Genomic DNA, 25,132 nt, shown 5'->3' on the forward strand with positions numbered 1-25,132 from the left:
GTGATATTTTTATTTATATAAATTGCGTAATGTGATGTCTGCCTGAGAACCACGTAGCAAAATCAATATGGCGCAGAAGCAAACAACGACAGCAATAACAAAGGGAAACCCTTGAAAATAGAGAGATTGTCCTTGGCTAGATGAAAAATGCAGCAATAATGCTCCCAACAGCGGTGAAGCAGTGATAGCCAGACCCAACATACAGTTCTGTGCTCCCAGATATTCCCCTTGTCGCTCATTACCGGCACGCAATGAAATCAAAGCACGAAGCGTTGAATCGCTGATCAACGCCAGTGCATGCAAAGCAATTGCACCAGCAACAATAAGTGGTGATACCGCCAGGCTATAAGCGATAAACGCCAACATATAGAGTCCGTAACCGATGATCGCTGTGCGGTATTCGTTACAGTGCGCTACGAACATTTTTAGCAACCAAGTTTGCGTTATGATGATCCCGACGCCGAGCCCGGTGAGAGCCAGACCGTTTTCACGTGGTCCCCAGCCCAAACGCATTTCATTGAGTAAGACAAAACAGGCCAGAAAAATGCCATAAGCCACCATGCCAAGAGCTGAAGCATAAACCAGTCGTCTCAATACCCCATCCGTCGCCAGTAGTTTCAGGCTGCCCAAAGGGTTGGCACGGCGCCAGTCGAACGAACGCCGGTTCTCTTTGGTCAGACTTTCGTTCAGAACGAACATAGCGGCAATAGCGTTCACGGCTGCCAGTGAACCAGCAATCACAAACGGAAGGCGTGGTGCAATCATGCCCAATAACCCTCCGAAGGCTGGCCCGGCAACCATGCCGAAGCCAAGAACACCGCTGACCAGACCGAAACGCGCTGCCCGCTGTGCTTCTGGTGTCACATCTGCTACGTAAGCTGATGCAGCGGAAGTACTGGCGGCAGTGGAGCCTGAAAGAAATATACCGGCCACCAGCCATCCTAGCGACGGTGCTGTCGCCACCAGCGTATAGCTCAGCGCTGTGCCAAACAGTGTTGAAAGCAATACCGGCCGCCTTCCCCAAGCGTCGCTAAGCGCCCCTAACAATGGGGCGAAAAGGAACTGTGCAAAAGCATATAGTGAGACAAATAACCCGATTAACGGCACACCCGCTTCCGGTGGTTGAGGGGCAACCTCCCGCAACAGATCGGGTAAAACCGGGAGTACAATCCCGATACCCAAAGCATCCACAGCCAATGTCATTAGGATCACGGCCAATCGGCGTTTATGCTGGCGGTTTTCAGGAAGGTGAACCGTTGGGGAAGAATCATTCATACCTGTCCTCCTTTTATTATTGACGGAAAGTGATGGATTATCGCCCGCGATACATGTGCTACGTGCTCTTCCATCAGGCAGCTATAGTGATTCCCCGGCACTTCTGCGATACGAATGGGAAGGCTGGAGAACTTCTCCCAACCCCAGGCATTGGTCTCGCGGATCTCCGGCACAACAACCCCTTTCGGTAGTGGTTCCACCGCTTTTACTAACAGCATAGGAATTGGCAACTGTACGGGTATTGGACGATATTTCGGTGACATATCCGACGCAGCCCGATAGACATTGAACAATCCGTTAATTGAGCCCATATCATTCTGCGCCTGAATCAACGAGAAACGTTTTAGCTGCTCTTTGATATAGCTTAGTAACGCCTCGCGGGGTAATGCACGCATTTCGTCGTCATCCAAGCTGTCGATCATTTCCAGTCGGTCAGTGTAGTAGGCAAAAATACCAAGAATAACTTTGGCAATATCAGCATCTTCCTGATACGGAACCGGTGCATAGGGTGGCGCGGCAGAGTCGAGTAGCACCAGAGAACCGATGCTTTCTCCCTCAGCATGAAGCTGCCGTGCCATTTCATAAGCCACTTTGCCGCCCAATGAATGACCTCCGATATGATATGGCCCCTGTTTTTGAGCCGAGCGCAAACAGGCAATATAATGTGTTGCTATCTCTTCCACCGATTGGTGCGGCGCAGTTTTTCCATCAAGCCCCAAATATTGCATACCGATAAATGGCAGTTCTCGTGGTAATGCCGCGGCCAGGGGCATAAATTGGGTAACATTGCCTCCCATACCCGGCACACAAAAGAAAGGTGAATAATTACCATTACCGCCGTGATTAATTGGTACCAGGCAGTAGCGGATATGAGCATTTTCAGGAGCCAGGCTCTTTTTATCGTCAGATAGTGAACGGACAACACGTGCCATCGTCGGCTGTTCGAGAAACTCCGCCAGCGTCAGACAGTGCTGGAAATGGTCACGCAAACGGGAGATCATCTGCGTTGCCAACAGCGAATGACCGCCCAGCTCGAAGAAATCATCTTCCAGGTTAATCGTCTCTTCACCCAGTAGCTCATACCACAATTGACGAACTGCTTCCTCTGGGCTGGCAGAATCAGATATCGCCGATGAATTCTGCAATTGTACGCGCCGAACAGGAGTAAATTTACTGACAACGACCTGTGCTTCCCTTCCGGCAATAGCCAGATCGAAAATAGCGCAGCCTTCTTGATTACTGAGACCAATCACACTTTCTTGACGGCGTGCAGCATAATCCACGGCCATACCCACTTCTGCCCAGGTATCCCAGTTAACTGACGTTACCGGTATAGTCTGCTGTCGCCAGTAGTGTGCCACAGCATCAAGATAACGGTTCGCCGCCGCATAGTCTGCCTGACCCATTCCACCTACCAATGAGGCAAGTGAAGAGCACAACAGAACAAAGTCGAGAGAGTCCTGACTCATCGCCGTCATCAATTGCTGTGTACCACTGACTTTTGCCGCCATCACATGCCGCCAATCCTGCGACGTGCCATGCTCCAGCAATCCACTGGCTTCAATACCCGCTGAATGAATCACACCGTTGATAGCACCAAATCTTGCTCTCATCTGTGCCAATGCTTCATTTAATGCCACACCGTCAGCAACATCAGCGCACAGCATCATGATTTCAGCACCAGATTTCCGTAACACATCGAGTAAAGCTTCACTTGCCGCATTAGTTCCCCGGCGGCTCAAAATACCGAGTTTAACCTTACTGCATTTATTGCTGATGTGACGCGCCAGTGACTGACCGATACCTCCCAGCCCACCAGTAATTAGATAAACACCGCCATCACGCAGAATTTGCCGGTGCGGGATCTCATCAAGCTCAGTAAATGTCTGCAATTCACGCTCACCCTGCTTAAGCGTAATGCTGGTAACCGGTATTCCTTCTGTTGCTTCTTCCGGTTGCATATCCGTATACAGTTCCGCAATCAGCGATTGATATGTAGCAATAGTGTCATCATCCAGATCGATATGACGTGCAGAACACCCTGGGTACTCGGCCGCCAATATTCCGATCAAACCAAGCGCGGGTGCGGCATTACAGGCTTCCAGCACCTTGGCTGCCTGTAACCCACGGGAAATTAGGGTAATATTAAAAACCCTGTGATGACCGGTAAGCGCTTTAATTGCAGCCGCCAGTTGTTCAAATGCAGCCTCTGGTTGAGAAATTCCTGCCGCAGTCCAGCACCAGATAATACGTTCTGGTAGCATTTGTTGCTGTATCAGACAATCTATCAGTCGTTGATAATCTTCGGGCTGATCCTTACGCAAACGAAAGCGGTAGGTACTCTGTTGCAGAAATTCATCAGCATCTTCAACAACGATACTGCCGGGCGCCGCCGCTTCCCATAAATCACTCAGCTCAGCGGCTTGGGCACCAAAAATCAACCACGGCGCATGATTCTGTTTTGCTTCGCCTAGAGGCTTCGGCAACCATCGAGGGTAACGACACCACCGTACTACATTCGACTCGCTTGCTGGCTGGAATGGTAAAGAATTGAACTGCCGTAAATTGTAACCGTGGATTTCAACCAGCACCTGCTTGCAATTCTGGCTCTCATCCCAACTAAATAGCGTTATGTCATAAGTCCGTGGAGCCGTTTCAACCGCCAGACTGTAAAATTCGGCGCATAATGGCTGGTGCAGCGTCAGCGAACCATAATGGAACGGTATTGAAGCATCACCCGGCAACAGACAGGCATGTAAGAACACCGTGCCTAAGTCGAGCAAAGCCGGATGTAATGCAATATCAGGCAAATCATCGATAAATGCCTGATTGAGTCGCAACTGTGCCAACGCACAGCGATCACCCATCCACACACCTGCAATGCATTGCCAGCGCGGTCCATAGTCAGCAAATGCCTGATTGAACCGCTCCGGCGCCTCTGCAACTGCTTCAAGCTGCAAATTCCGACGTAACTCATAAGGTGAAGCAATCTCTGCTGGTGGAGAGCATACGGCAGTAACGTTGCCGTTTGCATGAAGTTGCCACATATCATTACCATCATCGCGAGACTCCAGCGTAAAGGCAAAGCTACGATCAATGGTGGTCAAGCTGATGCGTATCTGACGTTCAACACCTGACGATAGTACCAACGGTGAGGGGAAGTAAACTTCACTGAAAGTAGCTGTGCCCCCGGGTTGCAATTCGTGAAAAGCACGGCGCACTAATTCCAGGCAACCTGTGCCCGGTAATACACCTTTCCCTGCGAAAATGCGATGTTCATCAATAAACCAGACATTATCATCTAGCTTACAAATAAACTGTGTGACTCCCTCTCTATCTGATAACTGTGTGAAAGCCGGTAGTGTATTCATTACTGCGGCTGATGTAGTGACAGGAGGTGCCAGCCAGAGATGTTGGCGTTGGAAGGGATACACAGGCAGTATAACCCGATGTAATTTGTGTGAATGACCAAATGCAGCCCAATCGATAGCGACTCCTTGCTGCCATAATTGCCCGATGGTATTGAACAGTACCTCTTCATCCAGTTTCTGCTGGTGAGTATGGCGCATCGTGGTTAGTGTCTGAGCCTGGCCTTTCTGCTGTAGATCTTTCAGCATGCTGGTCAGTGCACGCCCTGGACCGACTTCAAGCAGGATTGGATTGTCAAAATGGTTCAGCAACGTAAGAATACCATCATAAAAGCGTACCGGCCGACGCAGATGATCTCCCCAATAACCAGAATTATCGCGATCTTGTTCACTGAACCAACTGCCACTGATATTGGATATCATCGGAATGGTACTGGATTGTAGCGTGAAGCCTGCGCTGAATTCCCGCATCTGTTGCGCGGCAGCATCCATCAATGAACTATGAAATGCATGTGATGTCGTTAGTCGCCGGCAAGAAATATCTGCCTTGTTGCATTGCTCTTCCAGTACCGCAATATTGTCATGGCTGCCAGTTATCACGCACTGTTCAGGCCCGTTGAGCGCTGCAAATTCACACTCTGGTGCCAGCGAAACCATACGTTCAGATGATGCCTGTACCGCCAGCATTGCCCCTGTGGGCTGGCGCTGCATGATTGCAGCTCGATTTGCTACCAATGCCAGTGCATCTTCCAGCTCAAGCATACCCCCTACACAGGCCGCAACCAGTTCACCGAGGCTATGACCAATCATTGCTTGGGGGGTAATACCCCAAGCTTGTAGCTGGCGGGCCAGCGCATACTCAACAGTGAACAGCGCAGGCTGAGTATAACGTGTAGCATTTAACCGGCTGACAGCATTGTCGCGTTCCGATTGCGGATAAATTAACTGCCTGATATCCAGTTTGATGTGTGGCTGTAGCAGTTCGGCACAGCGATCAAATTGCTGGCGGAATACACCATTACGTAGATAGAGCGATTGACCCATTTCAATAGACTGACTGCCTTGTCCCGGAAACATAAAAATCACCGATCGAGGCTGTTGTTTGCGACTCATAGTCTTAGTCTGTGGTGATAGTCGGCGTAGTTGATTGATTAATTGCTCCCGATCTCTTCCCACAACAAAAGCACGCTCACTGAAAGCGCTGCGTCCTTGCTGCAAAGTCCCGGCAATATCCGCCAATGGCTCATTACCGGTAGTCAGTGCGACTGCCAAGCGTTCCCCTTGCTGAATTAGCGCTTGTGGCGTTTTCGCTGAAATCGGCAGCAGATGCCAGCGCTCGTTATCTAATATACGGACATCTTGCTGACGCGGAGCTTCCTCCAGAATAAGGTGCGCATTAGTGCCGCCAATGCCGAAAGAACTTACACCGGCACGACGTGGCTTACTTGTTTGCGGCCAAGGGCATGCTGTATTGATTACAGAAAACGGGGTCTGTTCGAAGTGGATCGCAGGATTGGCTTGATGATAGTGAATACTTGGTGGCAAAGTCTGGTGACGCAGCGCCAACACGGTTTTGATTACACCGGCTATACCGGCAGCAGCATCAATATGTCCTATATTTCCTTTCACAGAGCCTATTGCACAACTCCCTACAGGTAACACTTCACCATCAGATTGTTCCAGGAAAGCCTGAGTCAGCGCACGTATTTCTACTGGATCGCCTAAAGAGGTCGCCGTACCATGTGCTTCGATATAACTGATGCTGGCAGGCGATACCCCGGCATTACGTAGTGCGTCTTTGATCACTGAAGATTGGCCGTCAATACTTGGTGCCGTGTAACTCACCTTTTGTGCACCATCATTATTGACAGCAGAACCTTTAATTACCGCATGGATGGTATCGCCATCTTCTAAAGCAGCGGACAGACGTTTTAGTAATATCATCCCACCGCCACTGCCGCTGGCTGTACCGTTGGCCGCCGCATCAAATGGTCGGCAAAGGCCATCTGGAGACATAATTCCACCACTGACATGGACAAAGCCAACCTGTTGCGGGTCCAGCGCTACAGCACCTGACAATGCCATGTCACATTCACCGCGTCGTAAGCTTTCGCAGGCAAAGTGAATAGCGGTGAGTGATGACGAACAAGCGGTGCCAATACTGACAGCCGGTCCGCTAAGGTTCAGCTTGTAAGCAGTACGTGTAGCGATAAAATCCTTGTCATTACCTATTTGCCACTGACCGGGGTCGAGGTGCATCCGGTCTTTATTTGGCATGACGTTTTCCAGCAGGTAATAATTGAAGCCACTGCTACCAAAGACAGCTACTGAACGCGGTGTACTATCATTGCCATAGCCAGATAGTTCCAGCGTTTCCCATGCCATTTCAAGAAACAACCGCTGTTGCGGGTCCATCACCTGCGCTTCACGTGATGAATAACCAAAGAAACGTGCATCAAACTCCGCACAACCCTCCAGCAAACGTGCGCGTCTGACAAACTGTGGGTGACTTAACAGCGTTGGATCGACGCCACGTTGTAACAATTCCTCGTCAGACAACTCCACACTGGCATCGTAACCTGCCAACAACTGCTGCCAAAAAGTGTCGAGATCTGGCGCTTGTGGGAAGCGGCCAGTCATACCAATGATCGCAATGGCATTGCTATCCTGAGTCGAAACATCCAACGTTGGTCTTGCTCTCTTTTCAGTGACTATCAGCGGTGTGACTGCGACTGCAACAGGTGTTTTTTGCTGCGATAGCGTGTCCAGTAGTTGAGCCTGTTGTCGAATGGTGGGATGAGCGAAAATATCGGTCACAGACAAGCCTCCACCAAACGCCTCATTCAATTGCTGGAATAGCGCCATAACCCGTAGTGAGTGGCCGCCAGCATCGAAAAAGTTTTCGTCATAACCGATCTCATCCCTCTCCAGCAGTTCACGCCAGATAGCCTCAACGCGACTGAGTGATGACACAACTTTGGCTGGCAAAGGAGAAGATTGATGCTGACCGGCACGTGTCAGTTTCATTTCAGCCAACGCTTTCAGATCGACTTTTCCCGTAATACCGGTAGGCAGGGCATCAAGGAAGAACAGCGCTGTTGGCACCATCACTTCATTAACCTGTTGGCGTAATTCGCTCAGGATCTCACTGCGGCTGGTTTCGCCGACAATGTATCCCGCCAACTCTTTATTCCCTTGGCTATCGGTGATCGCCAGCGCTTCGGCCTGACGTACACCCGGTAACGCACTTAGGGCGGCACGCACAGCATTCAGTTCAATTCGATGACCACGGATTTTTACCTGACGGTCAACCCGACCAACAAACTCCAGTGTGCCATCCATGCGTTGGCGCACCATGTCGCCGGTACGGTACATACGAGCCTTTAATTGTGGTGCAAAGCTATCGGGTAAAAACACCTCAGCGGTTTTTTCATCCATACCCAAATAGCCCTGTGCAACACAGGTTCCCGCTAAATAAAGTTCACCCATTTCCCCCGGTGCCACGGGCTTTCTCTGTTCATCAAGCAGATGGAAGCGGACATCGCCCATTGGACGCAGCACTAGATTTTGTCCTTCGGCATGATAATCGGTAAGGGATACCACAATCGCACATTCAGTAGGGCCGTATCCATTCATCAGCCTGCGCCCTACAGACCAACGTTGGGCGACTTCGGGCATACAAGGTTCACCGGTTACGATAAGCACCTGGAGATTAGGCAGCGGTACTAACGGCACTATCGCCAACGCGGAAGGTACAATCCACATATGCGTAATCTGTTTATGTGCCAGCCACTCTGTCAGATCACTGCCAGGCAACAGTTGCTGTTTCTTACCGAAGACCACGCAAGCACCCGCTACAAGCGCTGGAAAAATTTCTCCCAACATCACATCAAACACGGGCGAGGAGTACTGCACTATGCGAGAAGAAGGTTCAAGCCTCAGCTCATCGCGGATTGCCAGAATGTTATGGCAGACACTGCGGTGGGTGACAGCAACACCTTTCGGTTTACCCGTTGAGCCAGAAGTGTAAATAACGTAAGCACAATCATCCGGCTGACAGATCGCCTCCATAGTCATATAGGGTGCATTGGCTATATCTAACTCATCGATATTAATTGCCGCCAGACCAAGACGCTGGCACAGAGGCGCTGTTTCATTTCGGCACAATATCGCTTTTATTTCCGCATTATTAATCACATACCGATTTGCTGGTTCGGCGTTATCAGGAGCCAGCGGCACAAACACCGCACCGATCCGGTTAATTGCCAGCATCGCCGTGACATTATGTGGATGGTGCCCCATCAGAATGCCAACTCGATCACCACGGCCTACACCTGCTTGTTGTAGTCGCTGCGCCACATATGCCGTCAATGTATCAAGCTGCTGATAACTCAGACTTAATTCATCACTTTCCAGCGCCACATGTTCACTATACCGGGACAGGTTCTGCTGAAATAACTGAAACAGCCCCTGTGGTTTATCAACAGCGAGTTCTGGTTGAGCAATATCGCCAGAATTAATCGCCAACAAATCAGCCAATGCAGTATCTGGTTTTTCAATGATTTGTGGCAACATAGCCAGCAAATGCTTACTCATCCGTCCCAGAGTAACGGCAGATAACACCCCCGGCATTGCCATAAAGTGAGCGTAAACCTGACCATTTACCCGGTTAATAGCCAGTTCCAAATCAATTTTGGCGCGATAGTCCCCCAACTCGACGTCTGAAACCTTCATGTCCCCCAATGTTGCATCGTTTGATTGATCCAATTCACAGGAAAAAATAGTTTGGAAAACAGGATTTTTACCTGCCATACGAGGCAAATTGAGTGTTTTTACCAAATAATCGAACGGCAAATCACGATTTTCAAGGATGTCGAGACTAACCCGTCGCGTATGCATCAAGAGTTGCTGAAAAGTTTGCAACTTACCGCTATTGATACGTACCGGCAAAGTATTAGCAAAGTAGCCAATCAGTGCATCCCATGTAGGTATGGTGCGCAGTGACACCGGTGTTCCGACTATAAGATCCTGCTCACCACTTTGCTGGCGCAACAGGAGTGCAAATAAACTCAACCAGACCATAAACGGTGTACAGTTTTGCTCGCGAGCCAGTTTCTCTACACCTTCAACATACACCTGGGGAACAACACAACTTATTGCAGCCGCTTCGTCAGTTGGCGCAGCCATCTCATTCAGTATCAGAGTCGCTGGCGCATCCGCCAATTGTTGACGCCAGAAATGAATCTGTTGCTGTACCGCTGGTTCAGTCAGTCGAGTGCGCTGCCAGGTAATGAAATGCCCATAGTTTGCTTCCAACACGGGTAGTGTGGGGACCTTACCGACCAGACGTGCCTGATAGCAGTGCCGTAACTCATCAAAAAGTATTGCCAGCGAACGGCCATCGGAAATAATGTGGTGCAGAGTAATACAAAGCACATGCTCTTGCGGGGATAACGTAAACAGTACTGCACGGATGAGTGGCCCATTGGCGAGATTGAAACTTGCCATCACTTCTTCCCGCAACTTCGGTGCCAGAGCTGACTCATCGCCGGCGATATTTTGCTGGCGCAGGGTTAGCGTTAATGCAGACGCAACCTGATAACTGGGTTCAAAACTGGATGTTCCATCCGGCCCGCTTACTTTGCTGACTTGGCTAGAGAATGTGGTACGCAATACATCGTGACGTTGCATGACGTCATTCAGCGCTTGCATTAATGCACTAAAATGCAGATTACCATGCAGTCGCAATGTGAAAGGCAAGTTGTAACTGCAATCATCCGGCCGTTGCATGGCAATCAACCACAAACTGCGCTGACCGAATGAGAGTAAATCACTGACCTGCGAAACGTGTTGCACAGTAATACTCTGTTTCGCACCGCTCTTTTTAACGCTGTCCTTTTCAATACTGTCCAGTAACGAGGCTAACCCGACGATAGTCGGATGATTGAAAATAGTGGAAAGCTTAAGCTGAACATTAAATGTCTTATTGATCTGTGTAATCAGATTGGCAGCAATTAATGAATTGCCACCACAATAGAAGAAATTATCTTCCGTACCGATGACCTGAACCCCTAATGCTGTTCTCCATAATGCCAGCAATTGTTCTTCACAGGCGTTAGTCGGTTCTGCCATAGATTCCTGATTTTCTGGTAGCGAAAAATCTGGAACTTGCAAGCGCTTGCGATCAACCTTCCCGTTAGGGGTGGTTGGTAATTTATCGAGAAACACCAAAGCACGCGGCATCATATGGCTGGGTAGCCGCAGGGACAAATAACCACGTAACTTGTCAGTATCAGCCGATGACACAACATAGGCGACCAGCACTTTATTATTTGTACTGTCATTACAGGCGACAACCGCACACTGGTGCACATCTGTGTGTTCCAGTAATGCACTCTCCACCTCGCCTAACTCGACGCGAAAACCGCGAATTTTAACCTGATGATCACTGCGTCCCATGAAATCAATAGTGCCGTCAGCCAGGAAACAGCAAATGTCTGAGGTACGATAGAATCGCGTACTGCTATTATTGTTATTGTCTGCCACAAAACGGCCTTGGCTATCGAATTTGCCGGTAATAAATTTCTCTGCCGTGAGTTGAGGATTATTGAGATATCCTTTTGCTACGGTAACACCCGCAATCAATAATTCACCACTAACGCCAATCGGCACTTGTTGCAGGTGTTTATCAACAATGAATAGCTCACAGCTAGCCAGCGGCCTACCTAATGGAATTACTCGCCCGGCTTCCAATGGATGTGTTTCTGGATCAAAAACAGTGCTATCAATGGTTGCTTCAGTTACACCGTAAGAACCCAGAATACGCGCGTCTGGGCGGCACAGCGCTTGTGCTGTATGCAGCTCATGACCAAACCAGACATCAGCACCACATACCAGTGTTGATAATCCATCCAGACGTTTCCCATTATCCTGACAGAACTGAATTAATTGACGCAGTACCACAGGAGGAAAATCACCGAAGGTCACGCCTTCGCTCATCATTAAGCGGTGCATTTCAGGGGCATCTAGCAACCACTCACGCGGACACATAACCAAGCATCCACCACAGCCCAGAGTACGACTGAAATCCCCTATACTGAGATCGAAAATAGGTGCAGCAAGTTGTAGTGATACCGGCTCACCGGGTTGGGTGAAACGATAGTCATGGCACCAGGCATGGAACGATGCATGCAGACTACCGTGGCTTACCTCTACTCCTTTTGGATTACCGGTTGAACCAGAAGTGTAAATAACATAGGCTGAATCACTCTCCTGAACTGACCAGATTGGTTGCACATCCGGCGGCGCTGGTTGACGAAACAGCCCATCAACTTCCAGCACAATGGCACGAAAATCAAGCAAATTAACAGCATCCTGTTCACTGGTGAGGATCAGTACTGGCTGTGCATCATTTATCTTATCGGCGAAGCGAGGATCAGAGGGGGACAACGGCACATAAACCGCACCGGCAGAGAGAATAGCGTAAAAAGAGATGACAATTTCTGGCCGGTAGCTCATCAATACTGCAACCCGGCTACCCGGCCCAACGCCACACTGGCGCATCTTCGCGAGCAGGCATTGCGCGTACTCGTCCAGTTGAGCATAGGTGAAACGTTGATCACGCCAAACAATCGCTCGTGCATCTGGATTATTACGCACCTGTGACTTGATGCGTTCAGCTACTGAAATAAATTCCAATATAGGTAGAGGTTCTGCCGGCCGAGAGAAGCGAGCCAGTGTTTCCAGCTCTTCTGGCGGCAACATGCTACATGTGGCGACAGAACGTTCAGGTTCACTTAACAAGGAATCCAACAATTTCTCATAGTGATTCACCATGCGAATAATGGTGAGGTTATCAAACAAATCGGTATCAAATTCAACCAGACAGAGTAGTGAGGTCGGGGATTCTTCTATCGATAACGTCAAATCATATTTAGCAGTATCAGAATGGATAAATTGTATTTCTGCTTCTAATCCACCCAGTTGCAATGCTTGTCCCGGACTCTTCAAATAATCAAACATAATCTGAAAAACAGGGGGATGGCTCAGAGAACGCAGGGGCTGTACCACATCGACAATCTCATCAAACGGCAAATCAGCATTTTCATATGCATCAAGCAATATATCGCGCGCTTGGACCAATAGATCACTGAAACTTATCCCTTTATTAAAGCGAAAACGCAGTGGTAACAAATTGATAAAAAAGCCAAGACGGACATGTTCATCAATACTGTGACGATTCGCAAATGGGCTGCCAATAACGATGTCGTCATCGTGTGAATAACGATTCAGTAATACTGCAAAAGCGGAAATCGCCACCATATAAGGTGTTAATCCATAACGTTGGCAGATTTTAGAAATACGTCCAACGAAAGATAGAGGAAGTGACGTCTGATATACCGCGCCACATCCCCGTTGTTCCAATAGCCGCGGCCGATCTGTGGGTAATTTATGTAATTCAGGCAATTCCGCTAACTGTTTTCCCCAATAGTCGCGTAAGCGTTGCCGACGGGCGCTATTCATATGAATATCTGTTACAGAGTCACTGACATGCGGGTAGGTAATTGCTGCCAACTTAGGTTGTTGACCGATTTTATACTGGTTATAGGCATGGCTAAAATCATTAAGAAAAACGTGAGTAGACCAATCATCAAATACAATATGGTGAAGCGTAAATATCAACTGATGATCGTTTTCTTGCCGACGAAGCAATAAACAACGAAAAGGCAAATCGTTACTGAGATTAAAACAATATCTGGCTTCGTTATTATAGATTGACTTTATTTTGGTTTCGCATTCTTCCGGGGAGTAATAGCTGAGATCACTGATACGTAATTCAGGCCACTGCGGATGCAACGTTATCTGCAATTCTCCATTGAGAACATGAAATTGTGAACGCAACACGGGGTGACGCTCAATCATAAAAATAATAGTTTGTTCAAGCGCTTTCCTATCTAACGTACCACGCAAACGTAACGAAAATGGCACGTTATATAATGCTGAGTCCATATTTCCTTGGCTAATAAGCCATAGCCTGCGTTGAGCAGGTGTTGGCAATAAGAACGGAACATTTGATGAGGTGTTTGAATGATTACTCACAACATTTTTCCTAAGATAAAAGGGTTCTTGAAGCTTAGTGATTGCCGTAAAAACTATCGTTCCTGGTTGTCGGCCGTTTTCGTGACAAAAGCGCTACTGGGAACACGTGTCACTCTGTTCTAGCGGGGTGAAATCAATCAGAATGATAGTACGGACTCCAACGCTGGAGTTTTCATCGCAAGTTACGGGATTGATGTAATGACAAATCGCTGCATCGTCGATGATGTAGCTATCAAGGGGATCATTAAGGGTAAAGCGAGTTATCTTATGAGCAGGGACTTCTTCAAGCTGGCAATTTGCATAAAAAGGCGGCGCGATATGCGTTGCACCGCCTTCGACATTGTAACGTTCAATCAAATGTACAGCGGTGAACGGCTGACCATCACGATGGAAACAGTTAGGCGTAATTTTTGCCGGTTTACCAGGTAGTGCTTGCATTCGGATCAAATGTACACCACACAGCAAACGGGAATAATGCTCTGCCATGCCGGTTAGACTCAGATCGTGCCAAATGAGTTTATTAAGCAGTCCTTTATTCAGTATTTCATCAGGCATGCGCAGGAATTTACGTACCACGCCACCAAATTCAGGTTGATATTCACTTCCCTGATGATAATCAATCTCTATACTACCATCTGGCTGCTGATGACCTGTTTTCCAATCAATAGTTTCTGTTTCACGGCTCCACACTCCTTCACAATAACTGCGGTGACGACCATCTTCACCAAATCGATCTAACGGCAGTGACTTCGATAATTCACACAGAGAGATAAGATCGATTTTTTCACTGTCAGAAAGGTCAAGATCGGTGGCATTGAAAGTGGCAAACCCTTGTTGATGCAAGCTGTTGCGGATATGTGCGGTAGTAAGACGGTAACTATCTGGTGCGTTAATAAATATATTCCAGCCCATTGTAATATCTCTTTATTAGGGTGAACTACGATGACATCGTATTAAATTAATTACGATATCTTAGGAAAAACCAGTTAATACTAATTAACTTAAAAGATTATTTAGTTATATTTAATGATTTAAAAAAACACCTATAAATAAGAATATCTCGATTTCGCATAGTAAGTACAACAACATTGCCATGCTTTTTGTCGATCTACAAAATCAATCAATCAATTTCTGACAAGTCAGATAGTAAAGAATATTGCTAGATAAATGAGAGAGATAGTTTTAAATCAATAGGCCATTAGACAAATCTACTATAGTATAACAACCGTTTTTTGAGTGAATTAATCACCTCAATAGCATTGCCTTTCTTGCTGGGTGAAACAATAGCGTCCTCCGACAATACTTTGACATCCATCTTTCCTTTATCATCCCTGGCTAGCAGCGCATAAGGATTAGTAAAGTCAATTTTTTTATCTAAATTCTTCACTGATCATTTCATGACTCGAAAATCCTAACTCATTATTAAACATCATTATTTTAACCCTTTTTTAATGGGTGAAGCGCCTTTGCTGTAACTTCCGCCAATCATATAAACAGCCTAACAATAAAAATATTTTCATTAAAATTTAATTAGAAAATAGATCGCAGAATATACAATGTCAACTTGGGTTTTTATTTTTTATTTGTCAAAAAAAATTTACATATAAAGGGGTGTTAGAATATTATATTATTTTTAATTGATTTTAAATCTGGTATATCATCAACTCAAGAAATTAATGGACTATCTAGTGCCAGTTTAGCTAGTAAAGGCTTGTCAGTAATAAAATTCTGCCATTTATATTTTTTGAATATAAATAGATTGCCAATTTTTCAAATATCCATCAATTCTTACTATCTTCGGAAGAAAACGTGGATTTAATTTTTCATGCTAATCTTTTATTAATACGATCTTTGTCTGATTATTCCTTGTAGGAACGGCACTATACTCATTAAATTCTATCTTCCATTTATCTGTTTTACGGATTTTAGTATTAATACTGGTACTCAACATGGATTAAAATAGATCTTTAAACCATATGAATAATTGGGGAATTATAATAAAATTGGGGTAATGGTACTGAACGTGGTGTGTTTAATGGTAACTAATATGCTTTAAAAGTACTTATAATATAATTATTAATTTTTTCAATAAGTTAATTTAATAGGAGATATATTTCTACGTTATTTGTTTTTATTTTTTTTTAGATTAAATATAATGCTAAAATACATAATCAAGGTGAAGAATGTAATATATTATTGATGTGTCTTTATCTCTCAGGGATAAACTTTTGATAGAACCAGTCGTGGACCAACTCAAGAAATATTTCTCAGATAGAGCATTTAAGACACTGTAATCAGATCGGTTTTTTATTGGAAATCGTCGCTGGACTAATTGCTTATACATTCCAACCTAAAAACCGAGCTTGAGTTTACGGGATTGTGATATCGCTATTTTTAAACGAAACCGAGATTAATTAAACCAAAGTGCCGGATAAAAAACAGCACGTTGTCAATGATCTGAAGAAAGTCCGCTCTGCGGACTTTCTTCCTTAAAGGTGGAAAGCTATGCGCTTACCTGTTGGAAGAGTCACCTCAAGGCTCAATTCACCGCCCAATGCTTTCACATAGCGCTTAAGTGTTGATAGCCTTGGATCATTGTCAGCTTGTTCCATCCGAGCAACGGAAGGCTGTTTAACCCCTATAACAGCGGCCAATTCTGTTTGTGAAATTTTTAACTCATCACGCAGTTGGCTAAGGGCGATCTGGATACTGGCTTCTTCGACCCGTTCCGCGACTCGTGCCTGCATTTCAGGACTTTCTTTAGCCAACAGTTCTCTGTAAGTAGCCATGATTATTTTTCCAGTTTCGCAAGATGTTTTATGAACCCAACCGTAGTGGATAGTTGGAGACATTGCTCGTCTTGGTCCTGCACACCCATTAGTTTGCAATTAGAAGAAATATTTAAATCTGGCGCGTGCGCCGTAGCGTCGGTCATTATTACTGTTGGCAATTTTGTTGTTGGCATTTGCTTCCAGCATAGAGACGTAGGCGCCAAGATAGAGATTAAAGTTTTTCATATTCATAATATTAGGAATCTGATATGACATATGGATGGTATTTATATCGTATTTACCCGGCTCATTGAATGGGTGATTAATATATGCGGTTGTATCGTCAGTATTGAACGTTTTGATATTGTTATGGGCATAGATATAACCCAGTTCGAAACGATGCCACATCACATTAATTCCGGTAGTGAAATTATGTTCATCTGAGGCATCCAGATAGGCGGTATTCAGGTTAGCGACAATGCCATCATCAGGATCGGTCTCCAGACCGTTCCAATTTAATGTCATGCCGTAACCATTGCGTCTGGATTGATCGACCCATTGCCCTTGATTATTCTGGTAGCCATAGGCGTTATTGACGACATTACTCTCCATCGCTATGGCTGCACTAAACTGATCTTTTTTCCAGGCTGCTACCGGGCGCAAATAGGCGACATTTTTTTTATTTTCCAGTGTGTTGCCGTGGTAAGTGTTATCTCGGAATAGCGAAGTGCCATCTTCAAGTAGAGTATTGAGTTCGAAATACCAGTTGCCAGCGTATTTGCTCAGCATCAAGTTGCCCCCGCTGTTACTGCGGCCACGTCCTTCTTTCATCATGTAGATATAGCCGAAACCATCGGCATACAAATCATTGGCGGTATTACCAGAATACTGAATAAAAGTATCTTGGTTGAGTGGGAACATATCGTAAGCTTCAAAACGCCCGATTTTTACCTGCCAGTTTTTCTCATTGCCGAAGAAAAAAGCGGCGTCGTCGAGATTCATTTTGCCAGTCATGTCTGCTAATGGTTGCACTCTAAAGCCGGCAAAGTTGTTGTTTTGATCACGGCGGTAACCGTCCAGCCCGATCAAAATGCGGCCATTAACATTCCAACGCTCTTTGTCGCCAGGTTTCCAGTCTTTATTATCGCTGGTTTTAAGTGAAGTAAGCTGACCGGTTCGGCTGGCGCTATCGAGATTGAATTCTACATCGCCGTACAATTTTAGATCGCCAAAATCATTCAATTTCAAGTTGCTGGTTGATGAAGCACTGTTTTCCAGCGGAGTGGTGCTTTGTGCTATTTGTATGGTCTGTTGTTTGGTTTCGATAGCGCACTGTTCTAGTTGCTGCGCGCGTTGCTCGGCGGCAGTGGCTCGTGCTTCTGCTTGTTGCAGTCGCTGCTCCAGTGCATCCAGGCGTGCCTCGATGCTATTGGTGGGTGAAGCAAGGGCAGAGGCTGAAAATATTAATCCTGGTGTGACAATCAGATAGTGAAGGTTTTTCATGATATGCTACCCTTTTGGGATATGAGTTATTATATCGTAGTTAAATTATCAAGCTGGTTTTTGGGCTAAAAGATAATTGAGTTGATTAGCAGATCGCAATCAACTCTACTAACCAGATAAAGCTATTGTGATCGAATACTCAAATTCGGTATGAAAGATAAGTAACGGTGGAATGGATTTCCACCACCGAGTGGTCAAGGTTGCGTTTTCAAGATCAACAGGAATGATTGGCATGGTACGAAAGTGCTGGAATTGTTTGTCAATGTTAAACAAAGGGGGCTGTCAAAGTTGTTGTTATTTGAAATGAGAAAGAGTATCTGAAGTAGAAATAATTGCATGAATTAATCATTTTTCGAAGTGTGGAAATGATACATTTGATTCTATTATTTATAGAGATAAATTCATTAAAATCAATCTGTTGGGAATTATATTTTATCTTATCATTTTTTAAATTTACTATTTGAATGATTGGTAATATATTCAAAAGGTTATGAAATATATTTTTATATGTTGATATCCTACTGATTGCATTATAATATCAGCGCTGTTTGGGATGATAACTTCATAATAATCATATAGTTAAATTTTTTGCTACCCTTTTTGTGATCATTCCCGCATTACTACAGTTTTTTTTATGATAAAACATAAGAGATAATAAGCTAAATTTTTATAAAATATCAGGATTGATGCTGGATGATGTCGTCAATTCAGCTTTATCTATTGTTTGATATGAGGAGGTCATTATTGATATTCATCACAAAACATAATGAATTCTAATGTGAGCATAAAGGCTCAAGTTCGATTGATATAATACGTGTTATTATTGAGGCTATGTCTTGGTTAAACATAAAAATACCTAATGAAAAGCTTGTCGAAAAAATCTGATTATCAAAATAATTTAGCAAAGTAATGAATTATTCCTATGTCTTATCATTGCAGAGCTCAAAGATATAGGTAAGAACCTATTTTTTAATTGTATTGTGATTATATTGTATTGTAATCATGGAAATGCCGGTGCTTGTTGGCCCTACTCTTAACGAATGGCGGTTGTTCATCGGTTGGAGTTTTTTAAATGGTGTCACATTATGTTCAGGACAATGATAAAAATTTAGGGAATACCATGACGACCGAAACTATTTCTGGTTATGGAGATAATTTTTCCCCCTATGTTAGGTGTATATACCCAATGGATTTCAAGATGCATCGCGACGGCAAGGGAGCGAATCCCCGGGAGCATAGCGAACTATGTGACCGGGGTGAGTGAGTGCAGCCAACAAAGAGGCAACTTGAAAGATGACGGGTATAAACGTAATTAAAAATTGTGACCGTATACCTCTGTCTTTTGCAATTCGTGTAGGCAATAGCCCTACATTCACTTCTTATATCGGGATCTATAGTCTCTCAAGTAATCATGAACGGGACTACCCCGTATTCGCTTTTTTATCAAGCATTAAGCGCAATAACGACAACTACCACGTTAACTATTTGTGAGGAAAAAGAGAGTGATAGACGTACAGATCAATGAAGTACCTCTTAAGGAACACAGCCCTTCAATTAATGATTGTTTGGATGAGCAAAAGTTACTTTATGACATGCTGCTGTCACGGGAATTTGATAATCGTAGTGCGATAGTCACACGACAAGGTCGAGCTTGGTTCCATGTGTCGGCTGCTGGACATGAAGGGTTGGCTGTGTTGCCTCAGCTTATGGAAAAGAATGATGTACTGGTTCCTTACTATCGTGATCGGGCATTAGTATTAGCGCGTGGTATGTCTATTGTTGAAATGACAAGGGAACTTATGGGTAAGGCCACTTCTCACTCGGCCGGCCGAACCATGTCGAATCATTTCTGCTCCAAAGAGCATAATATCTTCTCGGTAGTCAGCTTGACCGGAACCCAATGTATTCCCGCGGCTGGAGCCGCCTGGGCAAGCGTGTTGGACAATAAAAATGGGCTTGTCGTGTGTGGTGTCGGCGATGCGGCGACTCGGCAGGGAGAATTTTATGAAGCGGTCAGCTTTGCAGTTGAAAGGCGTTTGCCGGTAGTCTTTGTGGTTTCCGATAATAAATTGGGTATTAGTACCTCAACGGAGAAGATGGCGCCGTATCGGTTGGGAATATTTAACGAGTGTTTGATTCGCCGTGTTGATGCCCGCAAACCGGAAACTTTGTTTCCTGTTGCACAGGAGGTATTCAATAAGGCGAGATTTGAGCGGACTCCCTGCATATTGGTTTGTCGTATGGATCGGTTAGATTCTCATTCCAATTCAGATTCTCACAAACTGTACCGTACCCCGGATGAACTGGAGGTACTACAGGATCCTATTGAAAATTATGTCGCTTATTTAAAGGAAAAAGGAGCGATTACTGAGCAAGCTCTGGCTGAACAAAAAGAGCGCATTAAAGCGGATGTCGCGGAAATATTTGAGCGTGTTTACTACGAAGAAGAGCCGGATCCTGCAAGTGTCAGTACCTATTTATGCAATCGTGAAGGAACGCCTACCGTACATGTTGAGATGGAAGCCGAAGAGACACAGGTCAAAGCGGTAAATCAGGTTTTGGACGAGGCATTGAGTCAGCATCCGAATGTGCTGCTATTTGGTGAGGATATTGAAGATCCTAAAGGTGGTGTTTTTGGTTTCACCCGTGGCTTATCCACTCGCTATCCTGATCGTGTTATTAATGCTCCCCTTTCAGAAGCCACAATTATTGGCTCGTCTGTTGGATTGTCCGCCTGTGGTTGGCGTCCGATTGTTGAACTGCAATTTATTGACTTTGTTGGGCTAGGTCTCAATCAGTTACAGTCACAACTTGGCACTTTAAGTTGGAGAACGGTAGGAAAATGGCGCTGTCCGGTAGTGATATATGCTCCTTATGGCGCTTATCTCCCTGGCGGCGGTATATGGCACAGCCAAAGCTCGGACGGTATCCTGGCGCATATTCCCGGTATTAACGTTCTTGTTCCAACGACACCGGCTGATACCGTCGCATTGTTCCGTACCGCGTTAAGTCTGGATATGCCGAGTCTGATCCTGATCCCTAAACACCTTATGAGAGAGCGCCATGAGCGTCGGTTGGTGAGTCCGGTGTCGCTTGGGCAGGCAAATATCGTCAGGGCAGGAAAAGATATTACACTGGTTGCTTGGGGAAATACGATTCAACTTGCGACTATGGCAGCTCTTCAGGCGGAAAAAGACAATATTGACATTGAAGTGATTGAATTACGTAGTCTGGTACCTTGGGATAAACAACGGATTGCGGAATCTTTACGCAAAACCGGGCGGCTTATCGTTGTACAGGAGGATACCCGGACGGCCAGTGTTGGTGCATCCATTATTGCTGATATTTTGGATGAGAATGACAATTTCTTCTCTTTATTGGCACCTCCGCGCTTGGTGACGCGTGAAGATATTCATATTCCTTTTAATCCTTGTTTAGAGAAAGCTGTTTTACCCGGCACGGATGACATTTTGGCCTCCGTCTATGCGGTAATGAGCTAAGGAGAACTTATGGCACAGTTGCTTATTCCCCCGATGGGAGAAGGAACCACTGAAGTCGTCATCATCCAGTTACTTAAGCAGGTGGGGGATCATGTCAAGCGTGATGAACCTGTTTATGAAATGGAGACGGATAAGGCCGCCTTTACTATTGAGTCTGATGTTGAGGGGATCTTGGAAAAATGGTTGGCGGCGGAAAATGATATTATCCCTGTTGGATCGCCTATTGCAGTCATCAGAGCTGTTGGAGAGATGGCAGAGCCTTCCTCTGTCAGTGAAGAGTTAACGCCTCCGCCGGAGAAAATGGAGAGAGTGGCGGAGGAAGTAGAAAAAATAGAGAAAGTGGAGGCGGCTCCAGAAGTATCCGCTCCTCCTGCGCGTATTCCGCCAAAAACCCGTCAGTACGCACAAGAACACCAAATTGAGCCGCACATTCTTAGCCAACTGGCGGAAAAACATGGGACATTATTGCCTGGTCATATAGATGATTACCTCCAGCAGTACCGTGAAACTAAGCCGTCAGAAAAGAGCAATGCAGAAAATGACAATGTGGGTTTTCTGTCCAGAGATCAGCAGCGTCTTAATCGTGCAATACGGTTAAATAGTGCTACGGTACAACCTTGTTGGGCAGCTAAACCACTACCGATTGAGCTTGTTGATAACGCCATTCATCATTTAACGGAAACCTCCGGGCAACAGGAATGGATAACGCCATTTCAGGTCATCACTTATGCGATTTCTCAGGCATTGAAAAAATTCCCGATGTTGCGTTCGAGAGCGCTGGATCAAGAGCGTTATCACACTTATACGGATATCAACTTGGGTATTGCTTTTCTGGATGAAAAAGGCGATTTGAGCTCGTTAAAAGTACCGGAAACGCAGACCATGAGCTTTTTTGAGTTCAGGCAACACTTGAATGGTGTTCTTGATCCCGATGTGGAAAAACTGCCCGTTGATATTGATGTTCCTATGATGATCTCGTATACCGGCAACGATGGTGCTACCTTTGCTGTACCTGTTATTGTGCCGCCATCTCAGTCAACATTGTTCATCGGTGCGCCTCACAACAAAGAGATGAACCTCGTTCTGGCATTTAATCATTATCTGCTCAATGGGGTAGAGGCGTCTGAATTTATTACCGAGATTATTACTCAGGTTCGTGTTCTGTCTGGGCCACGATCTACCGCGCATCAGATAGAAGGTAAATCAGGTAAATCGGTTTCCGGGCAATTACGCACGCTGCTGGCGGATTTCCTGAATTGGGACGAAGATTTTACTGAATCAATGATGCAGCGCACTTGGGCTGATTTGGGCATTGATTCGCTCAAGGCAGTAAAACTTGCAGAGTTGATGTCGGCGCATTTTCGTCGAAAATTATCGCCGACGCTGTTCTGGCGTTATAGCTCGCCGCATCGATTGATTGAATATCTGGACGTTTCCAAAACTGAACTGACTGAGAATAAACATTCCTTAGATGACTTTATTAATGCGATGCGTAGTCTTGATGGCGAAGCAGCATTAAGGTTACAGCGCCTCATAGAAGGAGGAAAGCATGGATAATCTGTATCACATATATCATTCGCTTAGTCCGGATGAACAACGGATAGCTAAATCTGCCTTGTTGGAGCATTTAAGTTCCATGACTTCCTCAGTAAGTAGTGCGGGTGATACGAAACAGATGCCTATTGCTATTGTGGGCATGGCTTTCCGACTTCCTGGGGCGGAAGATTCTCCAGAGCAGATGTGGGAGATCTTAAGATCTGGACGCAGTGTGATAGAAGAGATTCCAGAGCAGCGGTTTGCATCCGGAAAACCTTACGTCATTCCGTTACCTAAAAAAGCCCTGAAAGCGGGGTTACTCAATAGTATTGATGGTTTTGATGCGCCATTCTTTGGTATTTCTCCGCGAGTTGCGGCCATGATGGATCCGCAACAGAGAATGCTATTAGAGCTGACCTGGCAAGCGATCGAAGATAGTGGCGCCAATCCGCTTGGCTATTCAGGATCAAAGACGGGTGTTTTTATTGGTTCGTGCAGTAATGATTATCGTGAACTTGTTGCGGCCGATATGGCGATGGCAAATGCTTATGCAACGACAGGGACACTGAATTGCCTTCTGGCTAATAGATTGTCATTTTATTACAACTTTATTGGTCCAAGTTTGCAAATTGATACCGCGTGTTCAAGTGGATTGACGGCACTGACTCAAGCGGTGAATTCATTGCGTTCAGGGGAATGCCAACAGGCGATAGTTGGCAGCGTTAACCTATTGAGCAACACATTCAACATGGCTGCTTATTACCGGGCGGGAATGTTATCTAAAGATGGCTGTTGTAGGGTTTTTGACGCGGATGCTAATGGTTTTGTCCGTGGTGAAGGGGCTGTCTGTCTATTCTTGAAAACGCAAAAACAGGCCTTAGAGGATCGGGATCCGATTTATGGATACGTTCGGGCATCGGCAGTCAATCATGGCGGACGTGCTAATTCATTGACTTCACCTAATCCTGAGCAGCAAATTGCGTTGGTTAAAGATTGCTTGCTACAGGCTGGAATTTCTGCGGAACAAATCAGTTACCTTGAAGCACATGGAACGGGAACCTCGTTGGGTGATCCCATAGAATTTAATGCGCTTAATGAAGTCTTTAATCGTGATGAATCAGGAGAAACGCCACAACCTTGCTATATTGGTTCAGTAAAAGCCAACATTGGGCATTTAGAAGGCGCTGCGGGGTTAGCTGGCATCGTTAAAGTTTTATTAATGTTGCAGCATAAATCTATTGTACCTAGCGCCGCGTTTCAGCGTTTGAATCCTGAAATTGATAGTGTGGGTTCGCGTTTACAACTGGCTACAGAGGAAAATCCTTGGCAGGTTGGGATAGGGCAAAAACGTTTCGCTGGACTTAGCTCTTTTGGATTGGGTGGCAGCAATTCACATGTCATTCTGGAAGAGGCGCCAACTCAAGTGCAGCAACAGATTAAAGCCAATTTAGAGGGGTATTATTATCCCATCTCGGCTAATAGCCAGGCATCGTTACAAAAAATGGTGGCTATGCTAGGGGATTTTATTGAGAACGATGAAGGCATTGAACTGCCAGCGGTTAGCTGGACATTACAGTTTGGTAGGGCAGCGTTATCTTATCGGGCATTATTTGTTGCAACATCACGGCAGGATCTTCTGAAGCAGCTACGGGACTTTGCTTCGTCTGCTTCAACTAAAGAAGATCAATGGCTTCATATGGCAGAGGATGACTCTCGATTTTTATGGTTACGAGGTCAGGATATAGATTGGCGTACCTGCTGGCCTTCCGGGCAGAAACCGTTGCGTATTCGATTACCCAAATATGCTTTTGAACATCGGCGTTACTGGTTACCTCACAATGAATCCGTGGTTGCAAAACAGTAGGCAGTGAAGCGAGACAGGAAAACCAGAGAGCATGATGAAATAATTGTAGAAACCCCACAATCTCGGCAGAGGTTGTGGGGTTTCTTTTGTTATGGCTTTAGCCAGTTTAAGTAGCGTAAGCTTCTTAAACATAAAACCCCCCGCTATGCGGGTGGAGGCCAAGGGTTATACCAAGAAAAACACCTTTCCGTTACGATATAGATGTTCAAGCTAATA

General features: G+C 45.6%; 9 protein-coding genes and 1 pseudogene. 4 read left to right on the top strand and 6 right to left on the bottom strand.

All coding sequences use genetic code 11. From position 1 onward, the window contains the following. Window positions 1-9: 9 nt before the first annotated feature. The 4 genes from AACQ83_RS12120 to AACQ83_RS12135 all read right to left on the bottom strand — a co-directional run bounded on the left by AACQ83_RS12120 (window position 10) and on the right by AACQ83_RS12135 (window position 15,129). Window positions 10-1,275: an MFS transporter gene (locus AACQ83_RS12120; protein WP_112877905.1), complete on the bottom strand. Its 1,266-nt coding sequence runs from the start codon at window positions 1,273-1,275 to the stop codon at window positions 10-12. Continuing rightward, window positions 1,272-13,700, bottom strand: coding sequence for a hybrid non-ribosomal peptide synthetase/type I polyketide synthase (locus AACQ83_RS12125; protein ID WP_112877919.1), 12,429 nt, complete (start codon window positions 13,698-13,700; stop codon window positions 1,272-1,274). The genes AACQ83_RS12120 and AACQ83_RS12125 overlap by 4 nt, the downstream gene beginning before the upstream one ends. Before the next feature lie 135 nt (window positions 13,701-13,835). Next, the gene (locus tag AACQ83_RS12130; RefSeq protein ID WP_112877906.1) at window positions 13,836-14,654 is read right to left on the bottom strand and encodes a 2OG-Fe dioxygenase family protein; all 819 of its coding nucleotides are present in this window, start codon (window positions 14,652-14,654) and stop codon (window positions 13,836-13,838) included. Window positions 14,655-14,940: 286 nt separating this feature from the next. After that, on the bottom strand, window positions 14,941-15,129 hold the full coding sequence (locus AACQ83_RS12135; protein WP_112877907.1) for a hypothetical protein: 189 nt from the start codon (window positions 15,127-15,129) through the stop codon (window positions 14,941-14,943). 826 nt (window positions 15,130-15,955) lie between these two features. Between AACQ83_RS12135 and AACQ83_RS24635 the strand changes: the two are divergent. After that, window positions 15,956-16,156: pseudogene (locus AACQ83_RS24635) on the top strand (transposase); the annotation flags it as partial. A 75-nt stretch (window positions 16,157-16,231) separates the two neighbouring features. On the opposite strand, the gene AACQ83_RS12140 reads toward AACQ83_RS24635, so the two are convergent. Together AACQ83_RS12140 and AACQ83_RS12145 are read right to left on the bottom strand one after the other, a co-directional pair. Further along, a complete protein-coding gene (locus AACQ83_RS12140) occupies window positions 16,232-16,531 on the bottom strand; it encodes a helix-turn-helix domain-containing protein (protein ID WP_112877908.1) in 300 nt (99 codons plus the stop codon). Between the two features lie 99 nt (window positions 16,532-16,630). Further along, a complete protein-coding gene (locus AACQ83_RS12145) occupies window positions 16,631-18,016 on the bottom strand; it encodes a carbohydrate porin (protein ID WP_112877909.1) in 1,386 nt (461 codons plus the stop codon). A 1,502-nt stretch (window positions 18,017-19,518) separates the two neighbouring features. Between AACQ83_RS12145 and AACQ83_RS12150 the strand changes: the two genes are divergently transcribed. From AACQ83_RS12150 to AACQ83_RS12160, 3 genes are read left to right on the top strand one after another with little or no spacing between them, the layout of a single operon-like run. After that, complete coding sequence (locus tag AACQ83_RS12150; protein ID WP_240000786.1) at window positions 19,519-21,516, top strand: dehydrogenase E1 component subunit alpha/beta; 1,998 nt, start codon at window positions 19,519-19,521, stop codon at window positions 21,514-21,516. A 9-nt stretch (window positions 21,517-21,525) separates the two neighbouring features. Further along, a complete protein-coding gene (locus AACQ83_RS12155) occupies window positions 21,526-23,073 on the top strand; it encodes a biotin/lipoyl-containing protein (protein WP_112877912.1) in 1,548 nt (515 codons plus the stop codon). After that, entirely contained in the window at window positions 23,066-24,916 is a 1,851-nt protein-coding gene (locus AACQ83_RS12160) for a type I polyketide synthase (protein WP_112877913.1), read from the top strand. Before AACQ83_RS12155 ends, AACQ83_RS12160 begins: the two co-directional genes overlap by 8 nt. Window positions 24,917-25,132 lie beyond the last annotated feature (216 nt).

Source organism: Photorhabdus sp. S10-54 (genome assembly GCF_963878145.1).
In the GTDB taxonomy this organism is placed as follows: Bacteria; Pseudomonadota; Gammaproteobacteria; order Enterobacterales; family Enterobacteriaceae; genus Photorhabdus; species Photorhabdus kayaii.